At 44.6% G+C, this 22,207-nt stretch carries 18 protein-coding genes; 4 read left to right on the forward strand and 14 right to left on the reverse strand.

Translation table 11 applies throughout. The features are described 5' to 3' along the window. Nucleotides 1-395: 395 nt before the first annotated feature. The 5 genes from BHE18_RS00060 to BHE18_RS00080 all read right to left on the reverse strand — a co-directional run bounded on the left by BHE18_RS00060 (nt 396) and on the right by BHE18_RS00080 (nt 7,357). Nucleotides 396-1,172, reverse strand: coding sequence for an enoyl-CoA hydratase-related protein (locus BHE18_RS00060; protein WP_071616738.1), 777 nt, complete (start codon nt 1,170-1,172; stop codon nt 396-398). A gap of 117 nt (nt 1,173-1,289) precedes the next feature. After that, a complete protein-coding gene (locus tag BHE18_RS00065) occupies nt 1,290-2,849 on the reverse strand; it encodes a fatty acid--CoA ligase family protein (RefSeq protein WP_071616739.1) in 1,560 nt (519 codons plus the stop codon). Between the two features lie 175 nt (nt 2,850-3,024). Then, nucleotides 3,025-5,433 carry a M14 family zinc carboxypeptidase gene (locus BHE18_RS00070; RefSeq protein ID WP_071616740.1) on the reverse strand — a complete coding sequence of 803 codons (2,409 nt, stop codon included), beginning with the start codon at nt 5,431-5,433 and terminating at the stop codon, nt 3,025-3,027. A gap of 192 nt (nt 5,434-5,625) precedes the next feature. Continuing rightward, nucleotides 5,626-6,612 carry a lipoate--protein ligase gene (locus BHE18_RS00075; RefSeq protein ID WP_071616741.1) on the reverse strand — a complete coding sequence of 329 codons (987 nt, stop codon included), beginning with the start codon at nt 6,610-6,612 and terminating at the stop codon, nt 5,626-5,628. A gap of 10 nt (nt 6,613-6,622) precedes the next feature. Continuing rightward, a complete protein-coding gene (locus BHE18_RS00080) occupies nt 6,623-7,357 on the reverse strand; it encodes an MBL fold metallo-hydrolase (RefSeq protein ID WP_071616742.1) in 735 nt (244 codons plus the stop codon). A gap of 194 nt (nt 7,358-7,551) precedes the next feature. Between BHE18_RS00080 and yhfH the strand changes: the two genes are divergently transcribed. Further along, nucleotides 7,552-7,686, forward strand: a complete 135-nt coding sequence (gene yhfH, locus BHE18_RS00085) for a protein YhfH (protein WP_071616743.1) — start codon at nt 7,552-7,554, stop codon at nt 7,684-7,686. A gap of 64 nt (nt 7,687-7,750) precedes the next feature. Here the strand turns inward: yhfH and BHE18_RS00090 are convergent, their stop codons facing one another. From BHE18_RS00090 to BHE18_RS00100, 3 genes are all read right to left on the reverse strand, one after another. Further along, the gene (locus tag BHE18_RS00090; protein WP_083573548.1) at nt 7,751-8,503 is read right to left on the reverse strand and encodes a FixH family protein; all 753 of its coding nucleotides are present in this window, start codon (nt 8,501-8,503) and stop codon (nt 7,751-7,753) included. Nucleotides 8,504-8,930: 427 nt separating this feature from the next. Continuing rightward, nucleotides 8,931-11,132 carry a YhgE/Pip domain-containing protein gene (locus BHE18_RS00095; protein ID WP_071616745.1) on the reverse strand — a complete coding sequence of 734 codons (2,202 nt, stop codon included), beginning with the start codon at nt 11,130-11,132 and terminating at the stop codon, nt 8,931-8,933. A gap of 125 nt (nt 11,133-11,257) precedes the next feature. Then, complete coding sequence (locus BHE18_RS00100) at nt 11,258-11,833, reverse strand: TetR/AcrR family transcriptional regulator (RefSeq protein WP_071616746.1); 576 nt, start codon at nt 11,831-11,833, stop codon at nt 11,258-11,260. Nucleotides 11,834-12,169: 336 nt separating this feature from the next. Here BHE18_RS00100 and BHE18_RS00105 point away from each other — a divergent pair, with 336 nt between their 5' ends. Next, nucleotides 12,170-13,576, forward strand: a complete 1,407-nt coding sequence (locus BHE18_RS00105) for a LysM peptidoglycan-binding domain-containing protein (protein ID WP_071616747.1) — start codon at nt 12,170-12,172, stop codon at nt 13,574-13,576. A gap of 19 nt (nt 13,577-13,595) precedes the next feature. Here the strand turns inward: BHE18_RS00105 and hemY are convergent, their stop codons facing one another. The 3 genes from hemY to hemE form a co-directional block, all read right to left on the reverse strand. After that, the gene (gene hemY / locus BHE18_RS00110) at nt 13,596-15,017 is read right to left on the reverse strand and encodes a protoporphyrinogen oxidase (protein WP_071616748.1); all 1,422 of its coding nucleotides are present in this window, start codon (nt 15,015-15,017) and stop codon (nt 13,596-13,598) included. Between the two features lie 183 nt (nt 15,018-15,200). Further along, on the reverse strand, nt 15,201-16,133 hold the full coding sequence (gene hemH / locus BHE18_RS00115) for a ferrochelatase (protein ID WP_071616749.1): 933 nt from the start codon (nt 16,131-16,133) through the stop codon (nt 15,201-15,203). Between the two features lie 46 nt (nt 16,134-16,179). Beyond that, nucleotides 16,180-17,211 (reverse strand): uroporphyrinogen decarboxylase, encoded by a 1,032-nt coding sequence (gene hemE, locus BHE18_RS00120; RefSeq protein WP_071616750.1) that lies wholly within the window; start codon nt 17,209-17,211, stop codon nt 16,180-16,182. Nucleotides 17,212-17,465: 254 nt separating this feature from the next. Here hemE and BHE18_RS00125 point away from each other — a divergent pair, with 254 nt between their 5' ends. Beyond that, nucleotides 17,466-17,969: an antibiotic biosynthesis monooxygenase family protein gene (locus BHE18_RS00125; RefSeq protein ID WP_071616751.1), complete on the forward strand. Its 504-nt coding sequence runs from the start codon at nt 17,466-17,468 to the stop codon at nt 17,967-17,969. 77 nt (nt 17,970-18,046) lie between these two features. Here the strand turns inward: BHE18_RS00125 and BHE18_RS00130 are convergent, their stop codons facing one another. Genes BHE18_RS00130 through liaF form a run of 3 tightly spaced genes read right to left on the reverse strand, consistent with a single transcriptional unit; the run spans nt 18,047 to nt 20,575 of the window. Next, entirely contained in the window at nt 18,047-18,691 is a 645-nt protein-coding gene (locus BHE18_RS00130) for a response regulator transcription factor (protein WP_071616752.1), read from the reverse strand. Between the two features lie 14 nt (nt 18,692-18,705). After that, the gene (locus BHE18_RS00135; protein ID WP_235860221.1) at nt 18,706-19,734 is read right to left on the reverse strand and encodes a sensor histidine kinase; all 1,029 of its coding nucleotides are present in this window, start codon (nt 19,732-19,734) and stop codon (nt 18,706-18,708) included. Nucleotides 19,735-19,768: 34 nt separating this feature from the next. Next, entirely contained in the window at nt 19,769-20,575 is an 807-nt protein-coding gene (gene liaF / locus BHE18_RS00140) for a cell wall-active antibiotics response protein LiaF (protein WP_083573549.1), read from the reverse strand. 229 nt (nt 20,576-20,804) lie between these two features. Here liaF and BHE18_RS00145 point away from each other — a divergent pair, with 229 nt between their 5' ends. Beyond that, nucleotides 20,805-22,199, forward strand: a complete 1,395-nt coding sequence (locus BHE18_RS00145; RefSeq protein WP_071616753.1) for a hypothetical protein — start codon at nt 20,805-20,807, stop codon at nt 22,197-22,199. Nucleotides 22,200-22,207 lie beyond the last annotated feature (8 nt).

A 22,207-nucleotide genomic window follows, 5' to 3' on the forward strand; every position in this document is an offset into this window, starting at 1 on the left:
GACCCAACCGGCTATGGGATCAGAACCTCATGGAAGTTTCGACAAAAAAATGTGGGGGCTAGTACTGATAATCCAAAATAGTTGAAAACAGCTGTAAGGAATTTTACACAATAATACGGACTTGACTAATATATTAATATTCATAGAACTTCATCAATTATTATTGCGCCAGTTTAAGAATTATTGCGCATCTTTTCGAATATTTGCGCCACTTTTTAAATAATTGCGCAAAAATCTAAATTATTGCGCCACTTGTCGAATTTTCTTGTTTCACTAACCAAAACCCCTAATTTGTCAAATCCCATTTTCTAACTAAACCCCCTACACCTTAAAAAACTCCTCACAAAAAAAAGAACCCGCCATCCCCAAGCGGGTTCTCCTCCACAAAATAAACCTTATTTCCCTTTAAACTCCGGCTTCCTCTTCTCACTGAATGCAAGCAGTGCTTCCACGCGGTCCTCGGTTGGGATAGTGATTTCGTATGCTTTTCGTTCGATTTGCAGGCCGGTCTGGAGATCGACGTTCATGCCGTTCTTCACGGCGAATTTTGCCTGTTGGAGGGCGACCGGTCCGTTCGAAAGCATAGGCTCCACAAAGGCATGGACTTCTTCAAGGAAGTTGTCTTTACTTACGACCTTTGTCACCAGTCCGATTTCGCGGGCTTCCTCCGAGGACAGCCGCTTGGCGGTGAGGATCAGTTCGAGGGCCTTTGATTCCCCGATCAGACGCGGCAGGCGCTGTGTGCCCCCTGCACCGGGGATGATGGCAAGGCTTGTTTCGGTGAGGCCCATTGATGTGCCTGCTGCCGCCAGTCTGAAATCACAGGCAAGGGCAAGCTCCATCCCACCGCCGAAAGCGTAGCCGTTCATTGCAGCAATCGTCGGCTGCGGAAGTGTGGCAACTGATTGAAAGACTTCGCCGATTTTATACACGTTCCGGAGCACTTGGGCTTCTGTCAATGTTTTGCGCTCCTTCAAGTCGGCCCCGACGCTGAAGGCTTTCCCGCCGCTCCCGGTGAAGATCACGACCCGGATGTCGGGGTTCAGGCGGAGTGAATCCACTACCTGCTGCAATTCGTTTAACGTATCATAGTTAAAGGCATTCATTGCCTCCGGCCGGTTGATCGTGACCAGGGCAGCGTGTCCTTTTTGTTCTAAAAGAATCGATTCCAAGATGGTTCTCCCCTTTGTGCGTATAGTTTCTCCATATGTATGTTTCGACAAATACCGTGAAAACCCTTCCAACAAATAAAAAAGATGTCCAGTGAACGACACTGGACACCTGGAAAGTCAAGACTGTAAGACTTGCTCTTTCAATGCGCGTCTCAGTATTTTCCCTGTTGTATTCTTAGGCAGCTCCTCGAGGAATTCGATATGTGAAGGGAGCTTATATTTAGCCAGATGTTTTTCACAATATTCTTTTACTGCATCCTCCGAGAGTGATGGATCATTTTTGACCACATAACAGCTCACCGCTTCGCCCATTTCGGGATCAGGCACGCCGATGACTGCCGCTTCAACGATCTGAGGGTGGTTATAGAGCACCTCTTCCACTTCACGTGGATAGACATTGTAGCCGCCCACGATAATCAATTCTTTTTTGCGGTCTACGATAAAGAAGTAGCCTTCTTCATCCATGCGGGCAAGGTCACCTGTATACAGCCAGCCGTCACGGATGGCTGCCGCTGTTTCCTCTTCCATTTTGTAATAGCCCTTCATGACATTCGGTCCCCTGACGATCAGTTCCCCTACCTGACCGACAGGTACTTCATCTCCAAGTTCATCGACCACTTTATTCTCGATATTCATGATGGAAGTTCCGATCGAGCCGGGTTTTCTCGGACGGTCAAGCGGGTTGAAACATGTGACCGGTGATGCTTCCGATAATCCGTATCCTTCGGAAATCATGACGTTGAACTTTTTTTCGAAGTTCTTCAGGAGGGCTACCGGTAAGGAAGCACCGCCCGAGATACAAAGACGGAGCGAAGATAAATCTTCTGGATTGCCTTCAGGAAATTGATATAGAAAGTTGTACATCGTCGGTACACCGGCAAATACAGTCGGCTGAAATTCTTTTGACAGTGCAAAAATCTCCTTCGGACTGAAGCGCGGGACGATCAAGAGCGTCGCCCCCGTCAACAATGGTGCATTCAGTACGACGGTGAGGCAGAAAACATGGAACATCGGAAGGGCGGTGATGACCCTGTCCTCTTCGTTCATCTTCAGGTAGCTGCCGACATCATGTGCATTCGTGTAAATATTCTTGTGAGTCAGCATCGCTCCTTTCGGCTTTCCGGTCGTTCCTGATGTGTAAAGGATGATTGCGACTTCTTCTTCATCGATTTCCGGTTGTCCGCTGAAGCTCACGTCCCCTTTCGACAAAACCCCTGTAAACGATTTCAATTTTGGGTTTACTGCAGCAATTTTTTCTACATCTACCCCTTTCGCACGCTCGTCACCTGATTCACAAAGAATGAAATGCTGCACATCAGGCAGTAAGTGGTGCATCTTTTCAATCAACGGAAGAAGCAGGTCCAGTGTAACAATTGCCTTTACATCCCCGTTTCTCAGGATGTAGCCGATTTCGTCCGGTGTATAGATCGGATTGACCGGTATGACCTTCAATCCAAGGCGCAGTGCCCCGTATAACCCAATGACGAAATGCGGTGAATTTCCCAGAACGAGTGCGATATGATCCCCTTTTTTCAACCCCAGCTGTTCTAATCCACTGGCAAATTTAGAGACGGCACCATTCAACTCTCCATATGTACTCGATTGATCCAGGAAATGATAGGCTGTCTTGTCTGCTTTTTCAGAAGCAATTTGCTCCAGCCGCTTTGAAATATTCATTGTAATCCCTCCCCTTTGTAAAATGAATGAATGGTCATTCATCTAATTATTAAAAGTATTCAAAATATATTTTATATAAAGAATAGTATTAATACAAGTCCCCCGCATTATAAAACCTTTGATAGAATAAGAGAAAGACTGCCCTGTATCAGGGCAGTCTTTCTTAATATGATGATTAATTTGATCCGGCAAAAATGGCGTTTGATACCAGTCGGAACAGATAATCCGTATGATCTCGGAAGGTTGGTTCCAATCCAATGAATAAGAGATTCCCGTCTTTCACTATGACCGGTTTGCCCTGCGCTTGTGCTCTGTCTTTCCAGTGACCGGCCATAAAGAAATTTTCACTATCTTTATAGCTTGATAACACTTCCTTGTTTTCGGTATTTGAATACCAGGCCGGCTGGTAGACAAACCCGATATCCGCGGCGTCATAACCGGCTGTATACGTTGAATCACCGTGTGCCAGATGAACGATGCCGTTGCTGTTTGAGCCGCCCGTTTTCACTTCTATATCACTCAGGCCAAGTTTGGTTGCTGCTTGGGAAGCGCCAGCTCCGATAGCCAGATAGTTTCCGCCTTCAGCTATAAAGCTTTTCACGTTTGCCTTAAACGCTTCATATTGAGCGGCGTCCTGCAGTCCGAACTCCTTATTTGCCGTACTGTTTTCAAAGGAAATTAAGTTTGATTTTCCATTATAGATGAATACATCACTTTCTCCCAATCCTTCTTCAGCTACCTGCACAGGAGTTTTCTCAACAACTTGGAATCCCAGACGCTCCAACGCCAATTTTGTTCCGGAATGAGATTGAGCTTTGTTGATTCCGCCATCTTTGAGGATTGTCACTTTCTTGGAGGATATTTCTTTTGCCTCCTCAGGGATGTCTGCAGTAGTAATGTTCACAGCTGAATCTTTTATGAAGGTCTGAAGCTCAGACTTAGCTGAACTGCCGGCATATAATGTGCCATCGCTGCCCCTGTATAGCGTGTGTCCTTTATTTAGTAACTGATTTGCCATAGAGAGTGATTCCACCGATGAATTCGGGATGGCATAAGGTCCCTCTCCAATCACTTCCCCTTTCGAATCAAGTACGCGTACTTCATTGGACTTCACATTCAGTTGGTCCTCACTGCTTACCTCAACTGCCTGGAATCCCCATAGTTCCGGCAGATTCCATGCGGAAATGTCATACATGCTAGGCGTGTCTTCCGTTATGTCTTCACCATCCCAAAGCATCGTATTGGCAAGCCCCGCTTTTGCCTGATCCATTGGTACAATATAGGTGCCTTTCGGATACGTCACACCCTCATACGTAAACTCTTTTTTAGCTTCTTCCACGGTTATGTCATTATCTTGAAGGTGTGCGACAGCTTTTTGAGTGGCTGTTTGATCTTGTTTGTCATTAGGCAAAATATACGCTGACGGGAAATGACCTTCTTTATGGAATGGATGATCGAATTGAACGCCGCGCTTAAACACTTCAATTTGATCCTTTACCATTTCTGCCTTGTTTTCACTGGCAAAAGTTAAGGCACCCATCACAGCATCATACGTCCATTTGACACCATCCCAATCATTTGTAGGTGCTTCAAGCGTATAACCGTATGCACCATGATACATTGCATACATCGGTGTGAAGATCGGCGGATAATCGTCCCATCCTGCCGAATCATCACGCTGCGGGATATAAGTCCCCTCCATATTCTGATAATCCACTTTGGACGTTTCTGTATTCGTATTTTCATAATCAGCCTTATTGCCTACAATGCTTGCTTCCATCGCTTCAGCTTGACTCATGGCCCATTTGGAATACAAATCATATTCATAATTGGGGTTATGCGGTGGAGTGCATGGTTCAATAAGGCCCGGTTTTGAAGGACCGCCATATCCCTTTACATATCCATGAAGATCAAGGAATACCATTGGATTCCATTCAGTGATCAAATCTACCATATGTTCTGTTTCAGGCTGTGATTGAGTGATGAAATCGCGGTTAAGATCAATCCCATTCCCGTTGAAACGGGTTGCACCAATGCGCCCGTCCGGATTCGCTGTAACATTGAAAATGAGGATATGGTCTTCTAAGATTGATTTGGTCTCCTCGTCATTGTCTGTTGCGAATCGTTCAATTAATTGGAGAACTGCATCAGTGCCTGCAAACTCGGTACCGTGGATGGAACCGTTTATCATGACCGGTACTTTTAAATCGGGGTGCTTTTCAATGAAATCCTGAGCTTTTTCAGGAGATTTGATCATTTTTTTGCGAAGGCCCTTATAATATCCGAATTTTCCTTTTGCGGAAGGGTCGGACACTGTTACGACATACATGTCCTGGCCGAGAGCAGACTTCGTTTCACTCTTTTCGACGGAAATCCGGCTGCTTTCTTTGGCAAGAGCATCCAGCTTTCCTTCTATTTGCGAGTACTTCACAAAATCATAGTGCTCACTATTGAATAAGCTTTTCTCCTTTTCCTCAAATTGAGAGTTTTGAATGACCGTTTGAGGAGAATCGGCCAATACGTTAAAGGGGGTGGAAGCCAGCAGGGTAAAACTGGCGATTCCTGCAAGTAACTTGTTTTTCATGTATGTACCTCCAAATTATGTAATACTATAATGATAGAATAATAATTCAATACGGTACATAAATATTTAGTTCTAATTTCACACTGGTAGAATACTACCAAACATACCACTGAACGGAATGCCTGGCTCACCCCCAAAAACCCATCCTATAAAAAAGCACCCCCAAAACCAGGGAGTGCTTCTTCACGCATATCAATACACCAAATCAACGAATTCTTCTTTTGTTATTTTCCCAAAATAGTGCGGGATCTCTATTCCTTCCAATGCCTGTGCAATTTCTTTTCTTTCATAGCGGGTGCCGGTGAGCTTCTCCTCTACGTCCTCTACATTGCCTACGCCAAAGAAATCTCCGTATATCTTGCAGTTTTCAATGACACCTTTATTGACTTCCAATCGGACATCGATCCCGCCAACTGGGAATCTGTGTGAGTGCTGGAGATTGAATTTCGGGGATTTCCCGTAATTCCAGTCCCAGTTCTGATAACGCTCTTTGGATAGCTCGTTAATGTTTTTCCAATCCTCTTCAGTCAAGACATATTCTTCGACTTCGCTTCCATCAAAAATATAGTCCAGGAGCGTGGAGCGGAATTCCTCGATCGTCATTTTTTCAGGAAGGAATTCCGATATGTTTGCGACACGGCTGCGGATGGATTTGATTCCCTTAGATTCAATTTTGTCCTTTTTCACTTTAAGTGCAGAAACGACATTTTCCATTTCCGAATCAAACAGCAGTGTTCCATGGCTGAACATGCGGCCTTTTGTAGAGAATTGTGCATTCCCCGAAATTTTACGTCCTTCTGCCATCAAATCATTCCGTCCGCTCAGCTCGGCATTGACTCCAAGCTTATTCAGGGCTTTGACCACCGGTTCTGTGAATTTCTTGAAGTTATGAAAACTTTCCCCGTCATCCTTCGTGATGAAGCTGAAGTTCAGGTTTCCGAGGTCGTGGTAAACGGCCCCGCCCCCTGAAAGACGCCTCACTACGTGCAGCCCTTCTTTTTCAACATATTCTGTATTGATTTCTTCTATTGTATTTTGATTCTTTCCGATAATGATGGATGGCTCATTGATATAGAACAGTAAGTAACTTTCGTTTATGTCAAGATTCTTCAATGCATACTCTTCGATTGCCAGGTTGACCCTTGGATCTGTGATCCCTTTATTATCAATAAATAACATCGTGTTCCTCCTAAATGATGATTTCCATTCCCTGTCTTGCAAGCTCCGTGTCTCCTTTAAAGAAAGTGTTTGCTTCGGAGACCAGTTGTTCAAGATTGCCAAAGTGAGGAAGATGGGTGAGTATCAGTTTCTTTGCCCCCGTTCCTCCCGCAAGCTTCCCGGCATCAAGGCTTGTCATATGCCCGGCTCCCGATGCATCCATATCCCCATAGAAATTGCATTCACAAAGCAGCAGGTCTGCATTTTTCCCAAACGGCACAAAAGATTCTTTGTAGGCTGAATCCGCTGTGTAAAAAATGGATTTCCCATCGGCTTCAATCCTCATTCCGTAACACGGAACCGGATGCTTTGTCTTTACAAATGTAACCGAGAATGGACCGATTGTTAATTTGGACTGCTCGTTATAAGCATGAGCTTTCATTAAGTCCCTATATGTAAGCGATTTGAAACCATGTGTATCTTCGTTATGGGCATAAACCGGCAGCGTACCTTTTGAGTTTCCTAAGAAATACTGTATTAATAAAGCATGCTGCAGCACACCGACATCTGCAATGTGATCCGGATGGTAATGGGAAATAAGTAAGGCATCCAAATCAGTGGGCTCGATATATTTTTGTAGTTGTGAGAGGACCCCGCTCCCGCAATCCAACAGTAATGTAAAGCCATTGTGTTCAAGCAAATACCCTGTGCTGGCTTCGCCTGCTTTCGGATATCCGCCCCAATGACCAATGATGGTCAGTTTCATGCTGCACCTCCCAGGCGAAATTAATTACAACCTTACTATACTTCATTTTGCCTATTTTTTCATTTTTCGAGCCTAATTTTGAATAAAACGTTGACGAACTCCATACTGTTATAATACAATAAAATAAATTAACACACCAGTTATATAACACGAACAAATGACGGGTGAAATTAAAATTACGGAGGGTGATGAACATGGTAAAAAATATTATGGAATTCTTTCGAAATTTGCCGCCTAAGTCTTGTGCACAGTGTGGGGAAGTCATTGAAGAGCAGCATGAATGCTACGGAATTTATTGTGAAAAATGTACAACTGATCACGAATATTAATCGCTTTATTAAGGGGTAATAAAAAAGGATGCTCTCGGTTTAAAATGAGAGCATCCTTTTTTTATCATTGGACTTCCACTGTCTGCATGGTGTGTTCGTGTATTTCTTCCCCTTTGGTGACATGTACCTGGACATTATAAGAACCTTTCTCCGGGAAGGCGTATGTAACACCGTATTCACCGGGTTCTCCAGCCTTCATATCCACCCATTCATGCTTTTCCTGGCCTTCTTTATAGATTTCCAGCCGCAGCTCGGCTCCTTTAAGTGGTTCGCCTTCATTTTCCACGTGAACCTTCCATTCGGCTTTTTCTTCCGCTTTTATAGTGTCAGGCTTCTTCAGATGAATAGAGACGGTACTTTCATGGTGGCCATGGTGGTCATCCCCGCCTTCTTCCCCGTGTGCCTCTGCCTCTGCATTGCCGACGGCAATCTCTGCTTTAGGCATGGTATGCATATCGCGGGCAGTCACATGGACCTGTACGGTGTAAATTCCATCTTCATCAAATGATTTTTCTGCTGTATACACGCCGTCCTTCTTTTTTTCTGCCTCGATCATTTCACTTTCGTCTTTATGGCCGTTTTTCCAGATTTCATATTTCACTTCATCTGCATCATCAACGTTTTCATCACCTTGAGTGACTTTTGTGGAAAGCGCCACGGCTTCTCCTTTACCGATTTTTTCCGGTACATCAAGCTTTGCCTCAATCGGTTCCATGTTGTTGTCTTTTTCAGCCGGCTCATCTCCGCTTGAATTCCCGCAAGCCGAAATAAACAGTGCAAGGATACCCCATGTTAAAAATATCAGAGTCTTTTTCATTACCATTCTCCTTCAATCTACTGAATACTAACCATTATGAACTTCTCACCACATAGTATACACCCTTTCACCCTTTAAGGGTTTGTCCATTTTATGAATGAAAACGATCTCGGGACAAAACTTAAAAACTATTCCCTTAAGACGAACAACTTGGTGTAGAGTCAAATCACCGTTATTGATTTCCGTGCAAGACTTCGCTTTCCGCGGGTAGCCCGAGAGCCTCCTCGAAGCTGCGCTCCTGCGGGGTCTCACATCAGCTACTCTTCCCGCAGGAGTCTTCGTCTTGCACTCCAATCAACCGCTGGAAAAAGCTAAAACCTTATTATCAGTACCATAAAATAAAATACCCGAACTAATTTGCATTTAATAACGCAAATTAGTTCGGGTTAATTCAAACAAAAATCCTAATGTTATAGCCTTTTTTCTATCAAGCTGCTTCTGCTGTTTTTGAATATTGTTTCTTGAACAGTCCCACAAAGAAAATGGATGTGAGGGCGATGAGCACAAGGAAATATCCCATCAGGATGAATAGATTCTGCCACATGAAACCGAAGTCTCCGCTTGAGATGACCGCTTTGAAAGCTGATACTGAGTATGTCATCGGCAGCAGGGCGCTGATTGGCTGCAGGGCGTTTGGAATCAATTCCAGCGGGAATGTACCTGCACTTGTTGTAAGTTGCAGGATCAAGATGATGATTGCAACGAAACGTCCAGGATCTCCAAGGATCGTGACGAGCATTTGAATCAATGCAAGGAACGTGAGACTTGTAATGATGGTTGAAAGCAGGAACAATGGTACGCTTTCCACTTCAAGTCCCAATCCGAACAGCAGAATTGCTGCTGCGATCAAGGATTGAATGATTCCCACTGTTGTCAAGACTGCGAATTTACCCATGAACCAGTTCATTCCACTGGACGGGCGGTCTGCAGGCTCTTTTAGTGGGTAGACAATAGAGATCAACAGTGCCCCCACGAACAACCCGAGGGATAGGAAGTACGGGGCAAACCCGGTTCCGTAGTTCGGCACATGGTTGATTTTTTCATTCTTCACATCGACCGGACCGGCCATCATGTCATACGTTTCCTTATTTGGTTCCACACTGTTTGCTTCTTTAGCCGCATCATTTAATTTCTGTTCATATTCGGTTGTTCCATCAGCCAGTTTTGTGGAACCGTCTGCTAATTGGACTGAACCGTCTGCAAGCTTCTTCGATCCATCTGTCAATTGAGCCGATCCGTCATACACTTTGTTGAGGCCAGAATTTAATTCACCGGCCCCAGACGCAAGGCGGACCGTTCCTTCATAGACATCCCTCATCTTTTCAGTTAACAGGCCGAAGTTTTTGACGATTTCAGCCTGGCCTGCCTGGAGTTGATTGGAACCCTCGTCAAGCTGGACTGAGCCGGCAACGAGCTGGTCGACACCGCCCTGAAGTTTTTTCTGACCTTCATTCAATTGGCCGATACCTCCCGCCAGTGTGCCGGCGCCTTTCTGCAGTTCACCTGCACCTGTGCTCAGCGAACCTGTGCCTGTCTCGAGGCCTGAAGCGCCTTGTTTAATCTGATTGATGGCAGCCTGCAGCTGTGCCTGCTTTTCTTCAGGAAGACTGCCCATGAACGGAGCCAGTTGTTCTTCGAGTTCAGCGGCTCCGCTTCCAATCTCTTTGGCTCCGGCCTGGGTACGATCAGCCCCAGCCTGAAGCTCTCCGATTTTCTCTGCAAGCGTTTGAGAACCGGCGTACAGTTTAGCTGTATTGTCTACAGCACTGTCAAGGCCGGCATCGACTTCTTCAAGACCGGCCCTGCTCTTGTCGATCCCGCGGGCAAGGGCGTCCACACCTGATTGAACATCCTGTGTGCCTTTATACAATTGGTTTGTTTTATCCGTCATGCCTCCTACACCGTCAGAGAGTTCCTTAGAACCGGATGCCAGTTCCGCAGCACCGGCTTTCGTTTTCGCAACGCCGTCAGTCATCTCAACATTTTTTTCAGCGAGAACCGTTAAGTTATCTTTCAGTGCCTTTGCCCCTTTGGATAAGTCAAGGGCCCCATTATTGATTTCCCCGGCTTTTTCACTTGCTGTCTCATAGCCGTCACCCATCTCCTGGATTTTATCGAACATCGTTTCGGCGTATGTTTCTGAGACCGATTTAGAAAGGCTAGCCTTGATTTCTTTCATGGCAGTATCACCGATCTGTGCCGACAGGAAGTTGAAACTTTCATTCGGTACATATTTCAGTGCAAGCTTTTTCGGGTGTTCCTCAAGAAGGGTGGTGCCGTTCTCCGAGAAATCCTCAGGAATTTCGACTAGCATGTAATAGTCCTGCTTCTCGAGGTTTTTATAGCCTTCTTCCTTATCCACAAAGTGAAAATCGAATTGTTCGCTTTCTTTCAGCTTCTCCACGAGGTCGTCGCCGATGTGGAGATTTTCTCCGTCAAACTCCGCTCCCTGGTCACTGTTTACAACCGCTACTGGTAAATCGGTAAGCTGTTCATATGGGTCCCAAAACGCCCAAAGAAACATTCCGCTGTATAATACAGGGATGAAAAGAACAGCAAGGATCGGAATAAGCAGTTTCTTATTGCGGAAAATCGCTTTGAATTCTGAACCTGTAAATGATTTCTTCATATTATCCTCCTATGTTAGATTGCTTGGAATAGAATAATTGACCATATCTCTCAAATGGTCAATTCCGTTCAAAAAAATAAATGACCATTTTGTTCTATTGGTCATTCCCGGCCAAAAATGAAGGACTATCCGGCAGATAACCCTTTAATAAGATAGAGTTCGAACAGATTGGCAATCTCATCTTTTTCCAATGGACCGTGAAGACGTTCCCAATCAAAAATCAATGAGACATAAAGCTTCAGCATGATAAAAGCAGTCATTTCCGGGTTGCATGGCTTGATCGCGCCAGAAGCAATCGCTTTTTCTATGCGGTGGCTTAAAAATTCGACTACCACTTTTTCCATACGGTCGATTACTTCCGAAACAGCAGGCGTTCCCATTTCCCTTGCCTCTTGATAGAGCTTGATTGTCAGCTGATGCTCTTTCCGGAATTCAAGCAGGCGAAACAGTGCCCGATGAACATTTGTTGAAAAAGATTCCCGGGGATCAATCACTTCCTCAGCTTCCTTTTTCATTTCATTGAGCAAGGAAGTGACAATTTCATCAAATAGTTCTTCTTTGTTTTTAAAGAACGTATAAATCGTCCCTTTCCCTACGTTCGCAAGCTTTGCGACCTGGTCCATGGTGGTGGCTTTATAACCAAATAAAGAAAATGACTTGGAGGCCGCCTCCACGATTTGTCGTTTCCGATTAACCGCCATTGCCTCACTCCTCTCTTGACTGAATGACCGAAAATGAATTTTAGTCAAAGACACATTTATTAATTTATCATATCCATAAAAAATAAACAACTCTTTTCTTTTTACATACTGGCTGTTTTCTAAAAGATTGTTGCTTTCGTAAAGGGCTTGCAGCCTGTAATATAGCTTGTGGGCGTGCTCTTTTAGAACTCCAGTTCAAAAGGACGTACTAGCCGAAAATACCCGAGTTCCGGTATTTTCTTATGTGCAAAGCAACAAAATATGCGAAAAGAGCCTACATATTAGATAAGCCCTTAAGAATAAGCTATATAGAACACTCTGACAAGGAGGTGCCCCATGAATATCTATGTTGTCAAAAGCGGTGATACGCTTTGGTCGATATCAAAGCAATTCTCTGTTGACACGTCCCAGATTTCATATGCAAATCAGTTGAAAAATAATGACATACTCATTATCGGACAGAGTCTCCTTATCCCGGAGCCAAATAAAGAATATATCGTACAGCCGGGTGATTCCCTCAATACAGTCAGCACCAGAGTCAATATCAGTCTGCGCGAGCTGATTGCCTTCAACCAGATATCGAACCCTTCCCAGCTTTACATCGGACAATTGATCGTCCTCCCGTCATTTGTTCATACAGTAAAAGCAGGGGATACTTTATACACCATTTCCTATAACTATAAAGTTGCTTTACAGGACATTTTAAATGCAAACCAAATACCTAATCCTTCACTCATTTATCCGGGTCAGAAAATCCGCATCCCAAACAAAAGAAAGACCGCTGAAATTAATGCCTATATCACACAAACCGGAAGCGAAGGGGTCGGGGAAGTAAGAGGGCTCGGGAATTACTTCACTTATTTGTCTCCATTTACTTATTCCATTACTAAAGAAGGAACCCTCACGTCCCTGAATGACGAAGGGCTGATAGCTGCTGCTTATGACACAAACGTCGATCCTCTGCTGGTCTTGACGAACTATTCAGGCTCAATGTTTGATTCTGATCTGGCAGCTGGACTTCTGCGGAATGAAACACTTCAAAATAAGCTTATTTCAAACCTGACAAATACGATGAAAACGAAGGGTTATAAGGGTGTGAATTTCGACTTCGAATATGTCTATCCCGAAGACCGGGAAAATTATAATCAGTTTCTCCGGAAAGTAACCTCGGAATTAAAGCCAAAGGGTTATTCAGTGTCCACTGCACTGGCACCTAAAATCAATGGAGACCAAAAAGGATTGTTGTACGAGGCTCATGATTATAAAGCACACGGCGAGATAGTCGATTTTGTTGTGATCATGACCTATGAATGGGGTTGGGCAGGGGGAAGACCGTGGGCGATTGCCCCAGTCAATGAAGTAAAAAAGGTACTCGATTATGCCGTTACAGTTATACCGCGCAGCAAAATTATCATGGGTGTGCCCCTTTACGGGCGGGACTGGAAGTTACCTTGGGAGGAAGGGACTTTCGCAAAGACCGTTTCACCCGTTTCTGCAGTTGACTTAGCAGGAAAATATGGAGTCCGGATCCAGTATAACAATGAATATCAGGCTCCCTTCTTCAAATATTGGGATGAATCCGGTCAGCAGCATGAAGTCTGGTTTGAAGATGCGAGAAGCATATTGGCCAAACATATGTTATTAGATGATTATAAATTGAGAGGAATGAGTTATTGGGTGCTCGGGAACGCTTTTCCCCAAAATTGGGTCTTGCAGCACGCCCGATATCGGGTCGGGAAATAGGAGAAGGACCCCTGTTTTTTCAGGAGGTCCCTTTTTTATCTTTCATGTACTTCAGTGTTTTTTCGACCACTTTTTCTCCCTGCTCTATGCATTCGGGAATGCCAAGGCCTTCATATGAACTGCCGGCGATAAACACTCCAGGAAGTCTCTCTTCCAAATTACGGTAAAGAGTTTTTGTACGTTTCTTATGTCCTACTGTATATTGCGGCATGGAATCCTTGTAGCGGGTAACGACTGTAAATTCAGGCCGTCCTTCAAGATTGACGATTTTTTCAAGGTCTTCAAGCACAATCTGCTCAATTTGATCATCGGATAAGTCCACGATTGTTTCATCACCTGATTTACCCAGATAAACGCGGATCAGCATCTTGCCGTCAGGGGCACTGTGGGGCCACTTTTTATGGGTCCATGTACAAGCCGTTATGGAATAATCGCTGTTTCTCGATACGATGAATTCGTTGCCGTCGATATTTTTCTTTATCGCTGACTGATCAAAGCCCATGGCGACGGTCGCAACTGAAGTTGCAGGCATCTCCTTTAAATAATCCATGAATGAACAGGAAGGGAACATGGATTGAAGACAATGGTGAGGTGTGGTGATCACGACACTGTCGGCGTCCAGCACTTTTCCGTTTGTGAACTCAATCGTATAACCCCGCTCCTCTTCTTTATTTATCCGTGAAACCTTCATCCCTTTTTGAACCGTTCCGGGTTCCAGGGCTTCTTCCACTCCGTCAACGAGCGTTTGAAGGCCTTTGGTAAACGTCATGAATCTTCCATTCTTTTGTTCGCCTGCGGTCTGGGCAGCGGCTTTTTTAATGCCGGCGATCAAACTGCGGTGCTTTTGTTCAATTTGATGCAGTTCAGGAAATGTCGACATGAGGCTCATTTGATCGATGTCACCTGCATAGATCCCTGTCAGTAATGGTTCGATGAGGTTATCCACTACTTCATCCCCCATCCTTCTCCTGAAGAATCTTCCGAGTGACTGATCATCAGCGACAGCTGAACGCGGAAGGATGAAATCGGCGGCTGCCCTCATTTTACCCGTGATTGAAAATAAGTTCGTTGTAATAAAAGGGGCAATCTGAGTCGGGATCCCGATTATGGACCCTCCCGGCATCGGATATAATTCCCCGCCGGCAATGACAAATGATTTTCCCCAGGTACTGCTGACGAGCATATCATCTATGCCGATCTCTTTCGCGAGATTAATAGGGCCTGCTTTGCGCGGTACAAAAGAATCAGGGCCTCTTTCAATGACATACCCGTCTTTTATAAGGGTTTGGATTTTTCCGCCCATACGGTGAGAACCCTCTACTAATGTCAATTGAATGGGAAGGTTATTTTTTTTGATCTCTTTTTGCAAGTAATAAGCAGCCGTCAGACCCGTGATCCCCCCGCCGATGACCACAACCTTTTTAACTTGCTGTCCCCTCATAAACATCGCCTTCTTTGTCTAAATAGTATCCTCTTCTTTTCCCCACAGACAGTTTGCTTATTATTCAGAAAACTGATCTTGCACCATGTCATCCCGTTTCAATAAATAGAAGGACTGAGCTCCTGAGTATGTCCTCATCAGCTGCAGTCCTTCACATCCCCATCAATCGACAGCAGGGATGATTTATTTAATCAAATGCTTTAAAATGACATCCGCCATTGCGTCAATGAATTCAGGCTTGGCATTCGGCATTTCAGGGCGATAATAGCTTGCACCAATTTCGTCCGTGACTACTTTACATTCATAGTCATTATCATATAATACCTCCAAATGATCGGCAACAAAACCTACAGGAGTGTAGACAAATGTTTTATAACCTTTCTTCTCATGGAGTTCCCGGGTCAGGTCCTGGACGTCGGGACCAAGCCAAGGATCCGGGGTATTCCCTTCACTTTGCCAGCCGACTGCATAATGCTCCACGTCTGCACCTTCCGCAATCATCTTTGCGGTTTCCTCAAGCTGCTGAGGATACGGATCTCCATATTGAAGGATTCGCTCAGGAAGACTATGTGCAGAAACGATGAGGACAGCGTTTTTGCGTTCTTCTTCACTCATGCGGGCAAATGTATCTTTTACTTTTTCAACCCAGTAATTGATGAATTTAGGTTCCTCATACCAGCTTTCCACTGATGTAATCGCCGGTCCGCCCAATTTCTCGGCAGTTTCTTTCGCTCGTCCATTATAGGATTTAACACTGAACGTCGAGAAATGCGGAGCTAGGACGATGGAAACAGCTTCTTCTATACCATCTTTATGCATTTGTTCCACTGCATCTTCTACAAATGGTTCAATATGCTTCAAACCCAGGTACATATGAAATTCAATTTCATCCTGAATGGAATTCAGATGCTCTTCCAGGCCCTTTGCCTGATCCATCGTAATCTTGGCAAGCGGTGAGATGCCGCCGATTGCTTCATACCTTCCACGGAGGTCTTCAAGCATCTCTTCTGAAGGTGTTCTGCCATGACGGATATGAGTATAGTATCGTTCGATATCTTCTTCTTTATATGGGGTCCCGTAGGCCATGACCAACAGACCCATCTTCTTTTTAGTCATTCTATTCACCTCTTATAGTGGTCGGTTATGTTACACCGTGTATTCATTACTTCGCACTGTATTCATGAACAAAAGCAGTCAAGCGTTTAAGGGTGTCGGGATTGACTGACGGAAAGACACCGTGTCCCAGGTTAAAGATATATCCAGGCAGTTCCATGCCCTGATCCAGTATGGCTTTCGCTCTTTCCTCAATCACTTCCCAAGGCGCCAGAAGGATAGCGGGATCAAGATTCCCCATAACCGTTTTTGAGATTCCCATTGTGCGTGCTTCTTTAATCTGCAGACGCCAGTCGAGACCCACTACATCAAGTGGAAGTTCATGCCATTCTTTCGCCAGATGGCTCGCCCCCACACCAAACATGATCAAAGGTACATTCTCTTCCTTGAGTTCAGTAAAGATTTTTTCCATTACCGGTTTAATGAAAGTTCTATAATCCTGTACATTCAGTGCTCCAACCCAGGAATCAAAGATTTGGAAAGCAGAAGCACCGGCTTTGATCTGGGCTTTCCCGTACGTGATGGTCATATCCGCAAGCTTATCCATCAATGCAAACCAGGCTTTCGGTTCTGAATACATGAATGATTTTGTTTTGTTATAGTTCTTGGAAGGGCCTCCCTCAATCATATAGCTTGCCATTGTGAAAGGAGCTCCTGCAAACCCGATCAACGGCACTGAAAGTTGTTCCTGTGTGAGGAGTTTAATCGTATCCAGAACATACGGAACGTCGCTTTCAGGATCGATTTCCCCAAGCTTTTCAACGTCTGCCGCAGAACGGATCGGATTATCGATTACAGGACCGATGCCGGACTTGATCTCCACGTCCACTCCGATTGACGGCAGCGGTGACATAATATCTTTATAAAGAATCGCAGCATCCACGTCATATTGTTCGACCGGAAGTCTCGTTACATACGCACAGAGTTCAGGCTGATGCGTAATTTCGAAAAGGGAATACTTTTCCTTGATCTTTCTATATTCAGGCTGTGAACGGCCGGCCTGTCTCATAAACCATACCGGTGTATAATCAGTCTGTTCACCTCTCGCAGCTTTCAAAAATGTCTCATTCAAATGTTTCATATCAAACGGCCACCTTTCACTCATCCATTGGTTCTATTGTATTATAAAAGAATAAAATTCTAAAATTGTTTAACCGTACAAACTGTAACCCTTATAAACTATAGACTTTTATGGATAAAATGTATAGTTATCAACAGTAAATGTCATAAATTTGCCGATTTTCTATTCCGAAAGAAATATTCATTAAAAATAAGGTTACAGTTTATCAGGATTAGGGAAGATATACGTATATTACTTTTACGAGGTGAAGGAAGATGAACATGTATATGACAACAGGCACCCTTGAATTCTTAAAGAAGATTTTAAATAAGCACCAGGATAAAAAGATGATCTTAATGCATGAGGGGGATGCCCTGCTCGTACATGAGACGGAAGGTGAAACGGTGTTCGAATCACCGAGGAGCTACGAAATCGTCGATCAATCCGGTGCCCTTGAAAAAAAGGGATATGCGGTTTTTAATAATATCCCCGTCTCGGATGAAGGACGTCCCCTGTTCGAATACCGTTTCAAGAATCGTGCAGGCCTGATCGAAGAGGTGCCGGGCTTCATCGCCATCCGGGTGCTCCGTCCACTCGAAAGTGATACATATGTCATCATGACATTATGGGAAGACCGCCAAAGCTTTTTGGGTTGGCAGGAATCCAGACAATATCAAAAAGCCCATGAAAAGAGGGGTACAGAAGAAGGAATCGACGCCAAGAAAGATATCTTCCCCCGTGCCTCCTACGTGACAGAATATATCGTGAGCGAAGAATAAGTCCACGGTATCAGGATTTGAAAGGCGCATGAAACTTACAAAAAGGCTGACAGGAAATCCTGTCAGCCTTTTTCCTTCTACTTCTTATAAATAATCCCGTTCCTGTTTGCATAAATCGCAGCCTGCGTCCGGTCCGCCACTCCCAATTTGCTCAGGATATTACTGACATGCGTCTTGACCGTTTTGATCCCTATGAATAGCGTATCCGATATTTCCTGGTTGGTCATCCCTTCCCCGAGGCATTCCAAAACTTCAAATTCACGTGAGGTCAATTCCTCATGCGGCTTTCTTTCCTGCGGCCTGAATCGTGTCATCATTTTATCAGCGACCTTGGAGGCGATGACGGATTCCCCTTTTGCAGCTTTATAAATAGCAGAAGTGACTTCCTCTGCACTTGCTGTTTTGAGCAAATAACTGTGTGCACCAGCCTCTATCGCCGGAAATACTTTCTCATCATCATAATAGCTTGTGAGAATGATGATTTTGCAGCCGTTTAGATGGGATAGAATTTTTTCTGTCGCTTCGATTCCGTTTCCGTCTTCCATCAGGAGGTCCATTAATATCACGTCAGGCTGATAGATTTCAGCTAGCTGGACCGCTTCATTTCCGCTCTTTGCTTCACCAAGGAAATCGATTCGTTCTTCCGTGAGCAGATAGGTTTTCATCCCTAACCTGACCATTTCGTGGTCGTCGACAATCATTACTTTAATTTTTTCCACCATGCTCTCCCCCTTCATCAGACCGGGATTCTCAAATTGATATATGTACCTTCGTTTTCTTTCGACCTGATTTGAAAGTGCCCCCCTATTTCTTCAGCCCGTTCTTTCATCGTTTGAAGTCCATAAGAAGTCATTTTGTTTTCAAAAGGATTGAACCCAATTCCGTTATCACTTATATAAAGTGTCAGGAAGCCCTCTTTTTTCTCCGTCATGATTATTACTCTGGTTGCTTTTGAGTGCCTTAGGATATTTGAAAGGCTTTCCTGGATGATTCTGAACAGATGTGTTTCTGTCCCTTTTGAGAGATCTTCCATCCCCTCGAATTTTGATTCGATTTCAAGCTGCGTCTTTTCTTTCAGTTCCCTGATGAGAGTAATCAAAGCTTCGCGAATATCCTCACCCTTTAAGTCCACCGGCCTTAAATGAAGAAGCAGCGCCCTCATTTCCCCCTGTGCCTTTGAAGCAATTTCTGCCACCTGCTTCATGATTCCTTCCGCCTTGCCTGAATCGTGCACAATGCTTTTAAGTGCTGCTGAAGAAAGCATATTGAGTGCAAACAGCTGCTGACTGACCGAATCATGTAAATCCCTGGCAAGTCTCTGGCGTTCTTCCATGACGGCTGCACCGTGAGCTTTTTCGGCCAGCTCGGATTTTTCATCTGCCAGACGCTGCAAAGACTTCACCTGTTCCTGAATATAAGTGGCAAGATGATTCATCTCATCTGCAAGCACCCCAAGCTCATCATGTTCACCTGATTCCACCCTTGCCGAGAGCTTTCCGCTTCTAAGCAGCGTGACAAACGTAGACAGATCATCGATCCGCCCTTTAAATGCATAGCTTGTACGGAATCCGAAATACACACTCAGCAGCAGGAGAATCAGCAATAAAGCAAGAGTCAGGTAAATGGAAAGACTTAATGAAACCCCGTCGTTATGGGACAAAAACAAATAGACTTGAAGGGAGACAAATGAGATCAGGCTTGCCATGACAGCCATCATAAAAAAACTTTTAATGATCATATTTCTGATAGCAGAAGTATGGTCCAATCTTCCCGCCCCCTTCTATTTCCGACTCCATCTTTTATACTTCACTCACTCGGATGGAAGCTACTTTAATGTTAATAAGCAGTTTAATTTTCTTACTCGATTCTTCATATCCCGGAGACCGGTAGTAGAAATCAGATCTGATTTCAGCAGACTTTTGATCAAACAGTTTCACTTCCCCGACTTTCACATCAATCTCGATGTCGACTGGAATATTTTCCGGGATGATGACTTTTACATCCCCAACCCACCCCTTAATGACGATCGGGGTTTCACCTTCGGGGATAAATGCTTTACTGAAATCGAAATAATAATCGCCTACCACGTTTTGAAAATTCATAGGCTCTAACGCCCAATTCGGTTCGGAATATTTGATTTCCCCTATAATGAAGTTTTTTCTATGGTTTTTTTTGACGGTTTTTAAACTGCCTTCCTCCCGCCCCTTAAATGTCTTATCTTCATTCCTATCTGAAGAGCGGTCAACCGTAACAGTCAGATTCAAAGACTTATTCATTACGGTTCGAATGGCAATTGCAATGATGAATAACGGCCAAAGTTTCCACCAGCTCCCATAGTCAAAGTTCACTTTATTCCATTTATCAAGAAAGATAAGCGATCCGTAGACGAGACTAAACAGACCGAAGAGCAATTTACCGAAACTTTTATTCGAAAAGCTGTCAACCAGCCATTTCAACCCGATCAGAACCAGCAATATTGGGATTATATTGACAAAATCCATCGTTATTTCCAAGGAAATGACACCAAGATTCAACAGTAACAGCATAACGCCGGATATTAATAACAATAGTGAAAAAAACCACCGCTTTCTTCCTCTGCTGCTCACTCCTCCACCACCTTCACTCCTATATAGTTTCTAGAAAAGGATAAAAAATCCTGTTCCTGACTACATATTAATCCTAATTGATGGTGAAGAAGAGCCGCATACGTCCGATTTCTTCTCCGTCTCAAGACTGAAAATGCGGTATCACACCTTTATTCATTTTTCATAATCTATAGTACAGATTCGGGGCTTTCACCCAATTTGAGAGAGGATATGTGAAGGGGGTAATCTTTTGGGGATCGACTTAACGGCGCTTCATTGGATCTACTTGGTGTTTATTGGATTGATAATATTATTTATGGTTTTCAGGAAGGATACTACGATTGTATGTATAATCGGGATCTTCAGTATTGCTTTGACTGCGACTGGTTCATTGAGCGGATCGATAAGCTCTGTATTTAACAGCTTCATATTTGCCATCACTGAATTGTTGTCGACAATCCTGGTCATTTCGATCATAGTGGCAATGAGCAAGGGGCTGACTGCAACCGGTGTCAATGATGTCATGATCCGGCCATTCACGAAGTTCATAAAAACTCCCGCTCTTGCATATTGGACGATCGGGATTGTCATGATGCTTATTTCATGGTTTTTCTGGCCATCACCTGCAGTGGCACTGCTTGGGGCAGTCCTTGTCCCTGTGGCATTAAGGGTCGGGCTTCCGGCACTTGGTATCGCGATGGCAATGAACCTTTTTGGGCACGGGATTGCCTTATCAGGGGATTTTGTCATCCAGGCAGCTCCCAAACTTACAGCCGATGCTGCGGGGATTCCGGTAGGAGATGTTATCGCAGCGAGTGTGCCGCTGGTAATCGTCATGGGGCTTGTCACGACAATCACTGCTTTTATCTTTATTAAACGGGATATGAAAAAAGGAATCTTAAAGGTAGAGCAATCAACTTACCTTGAGGATGAAGCCTCGCCATCAGAGCAAGACTTGCTATCTGCGGGATGGAGAAATGTGATTGCCCTTCTGATTCCCGTATTATTCGCCATGAATATTGCTGCAATGGTTTCGTTTGACCTTCAGGGCGGGGATGCGACAGCATTAATCGGTGGAACATCCATCTTTATTTTGTTGATCATTTCCCTGGCTGCTTATAAAGGAAAAGGATTGGAGCGTTCCACCAGTTTTCTGATAGACGGATTTCAATTCGGCTTCAAGGTTTTCGGTCCCGTCATTCCGATTGCTGCATTCTTCTACCTGGGGGATGCCGGGTTCGGGACCATCATCGGGGATTTCCTCCCGGAAACGTCCCACGGGATCGTCAATGACCTGGGTGCATCCCTTGCTGCAGTAGTTCCTCTCTCGAAGGCAGTCGGGGCTGTTACACTTACGGTTGTCGGTGCCATAACCGGACTTGACGGTTCAGGATTCTCAGGTATTTCACTTGCCGGTTCGGTGGCAAACTTATTTGCCCAAAGTATAGGCACGGGTGTTGCGACCCTGACAGCACTCGGCCAGATTGCAGGTATATGGGTAGGGGGCGGGACCCTTGTACCGTGGGCCATCATTCCGGTAGCTGCCATCTGTAATGTAGATCCGTTCGAGCTTGCCAGGAGGAATATGCTGCCGGTCATCATCGGACTTACCGTCACGACCATAGTGGCCATTTTTATCCTGTAAAATGAAAA

The organism is Rossellomorea aquimaris (genome assembly GCF_001877785.1).
Classification (GTDB): Bacteria; Bacillota; Bacilli; order Bacillales; family Bacillaceae_B; genus Rossellomorea; species Rossellomorea aquimaris_A.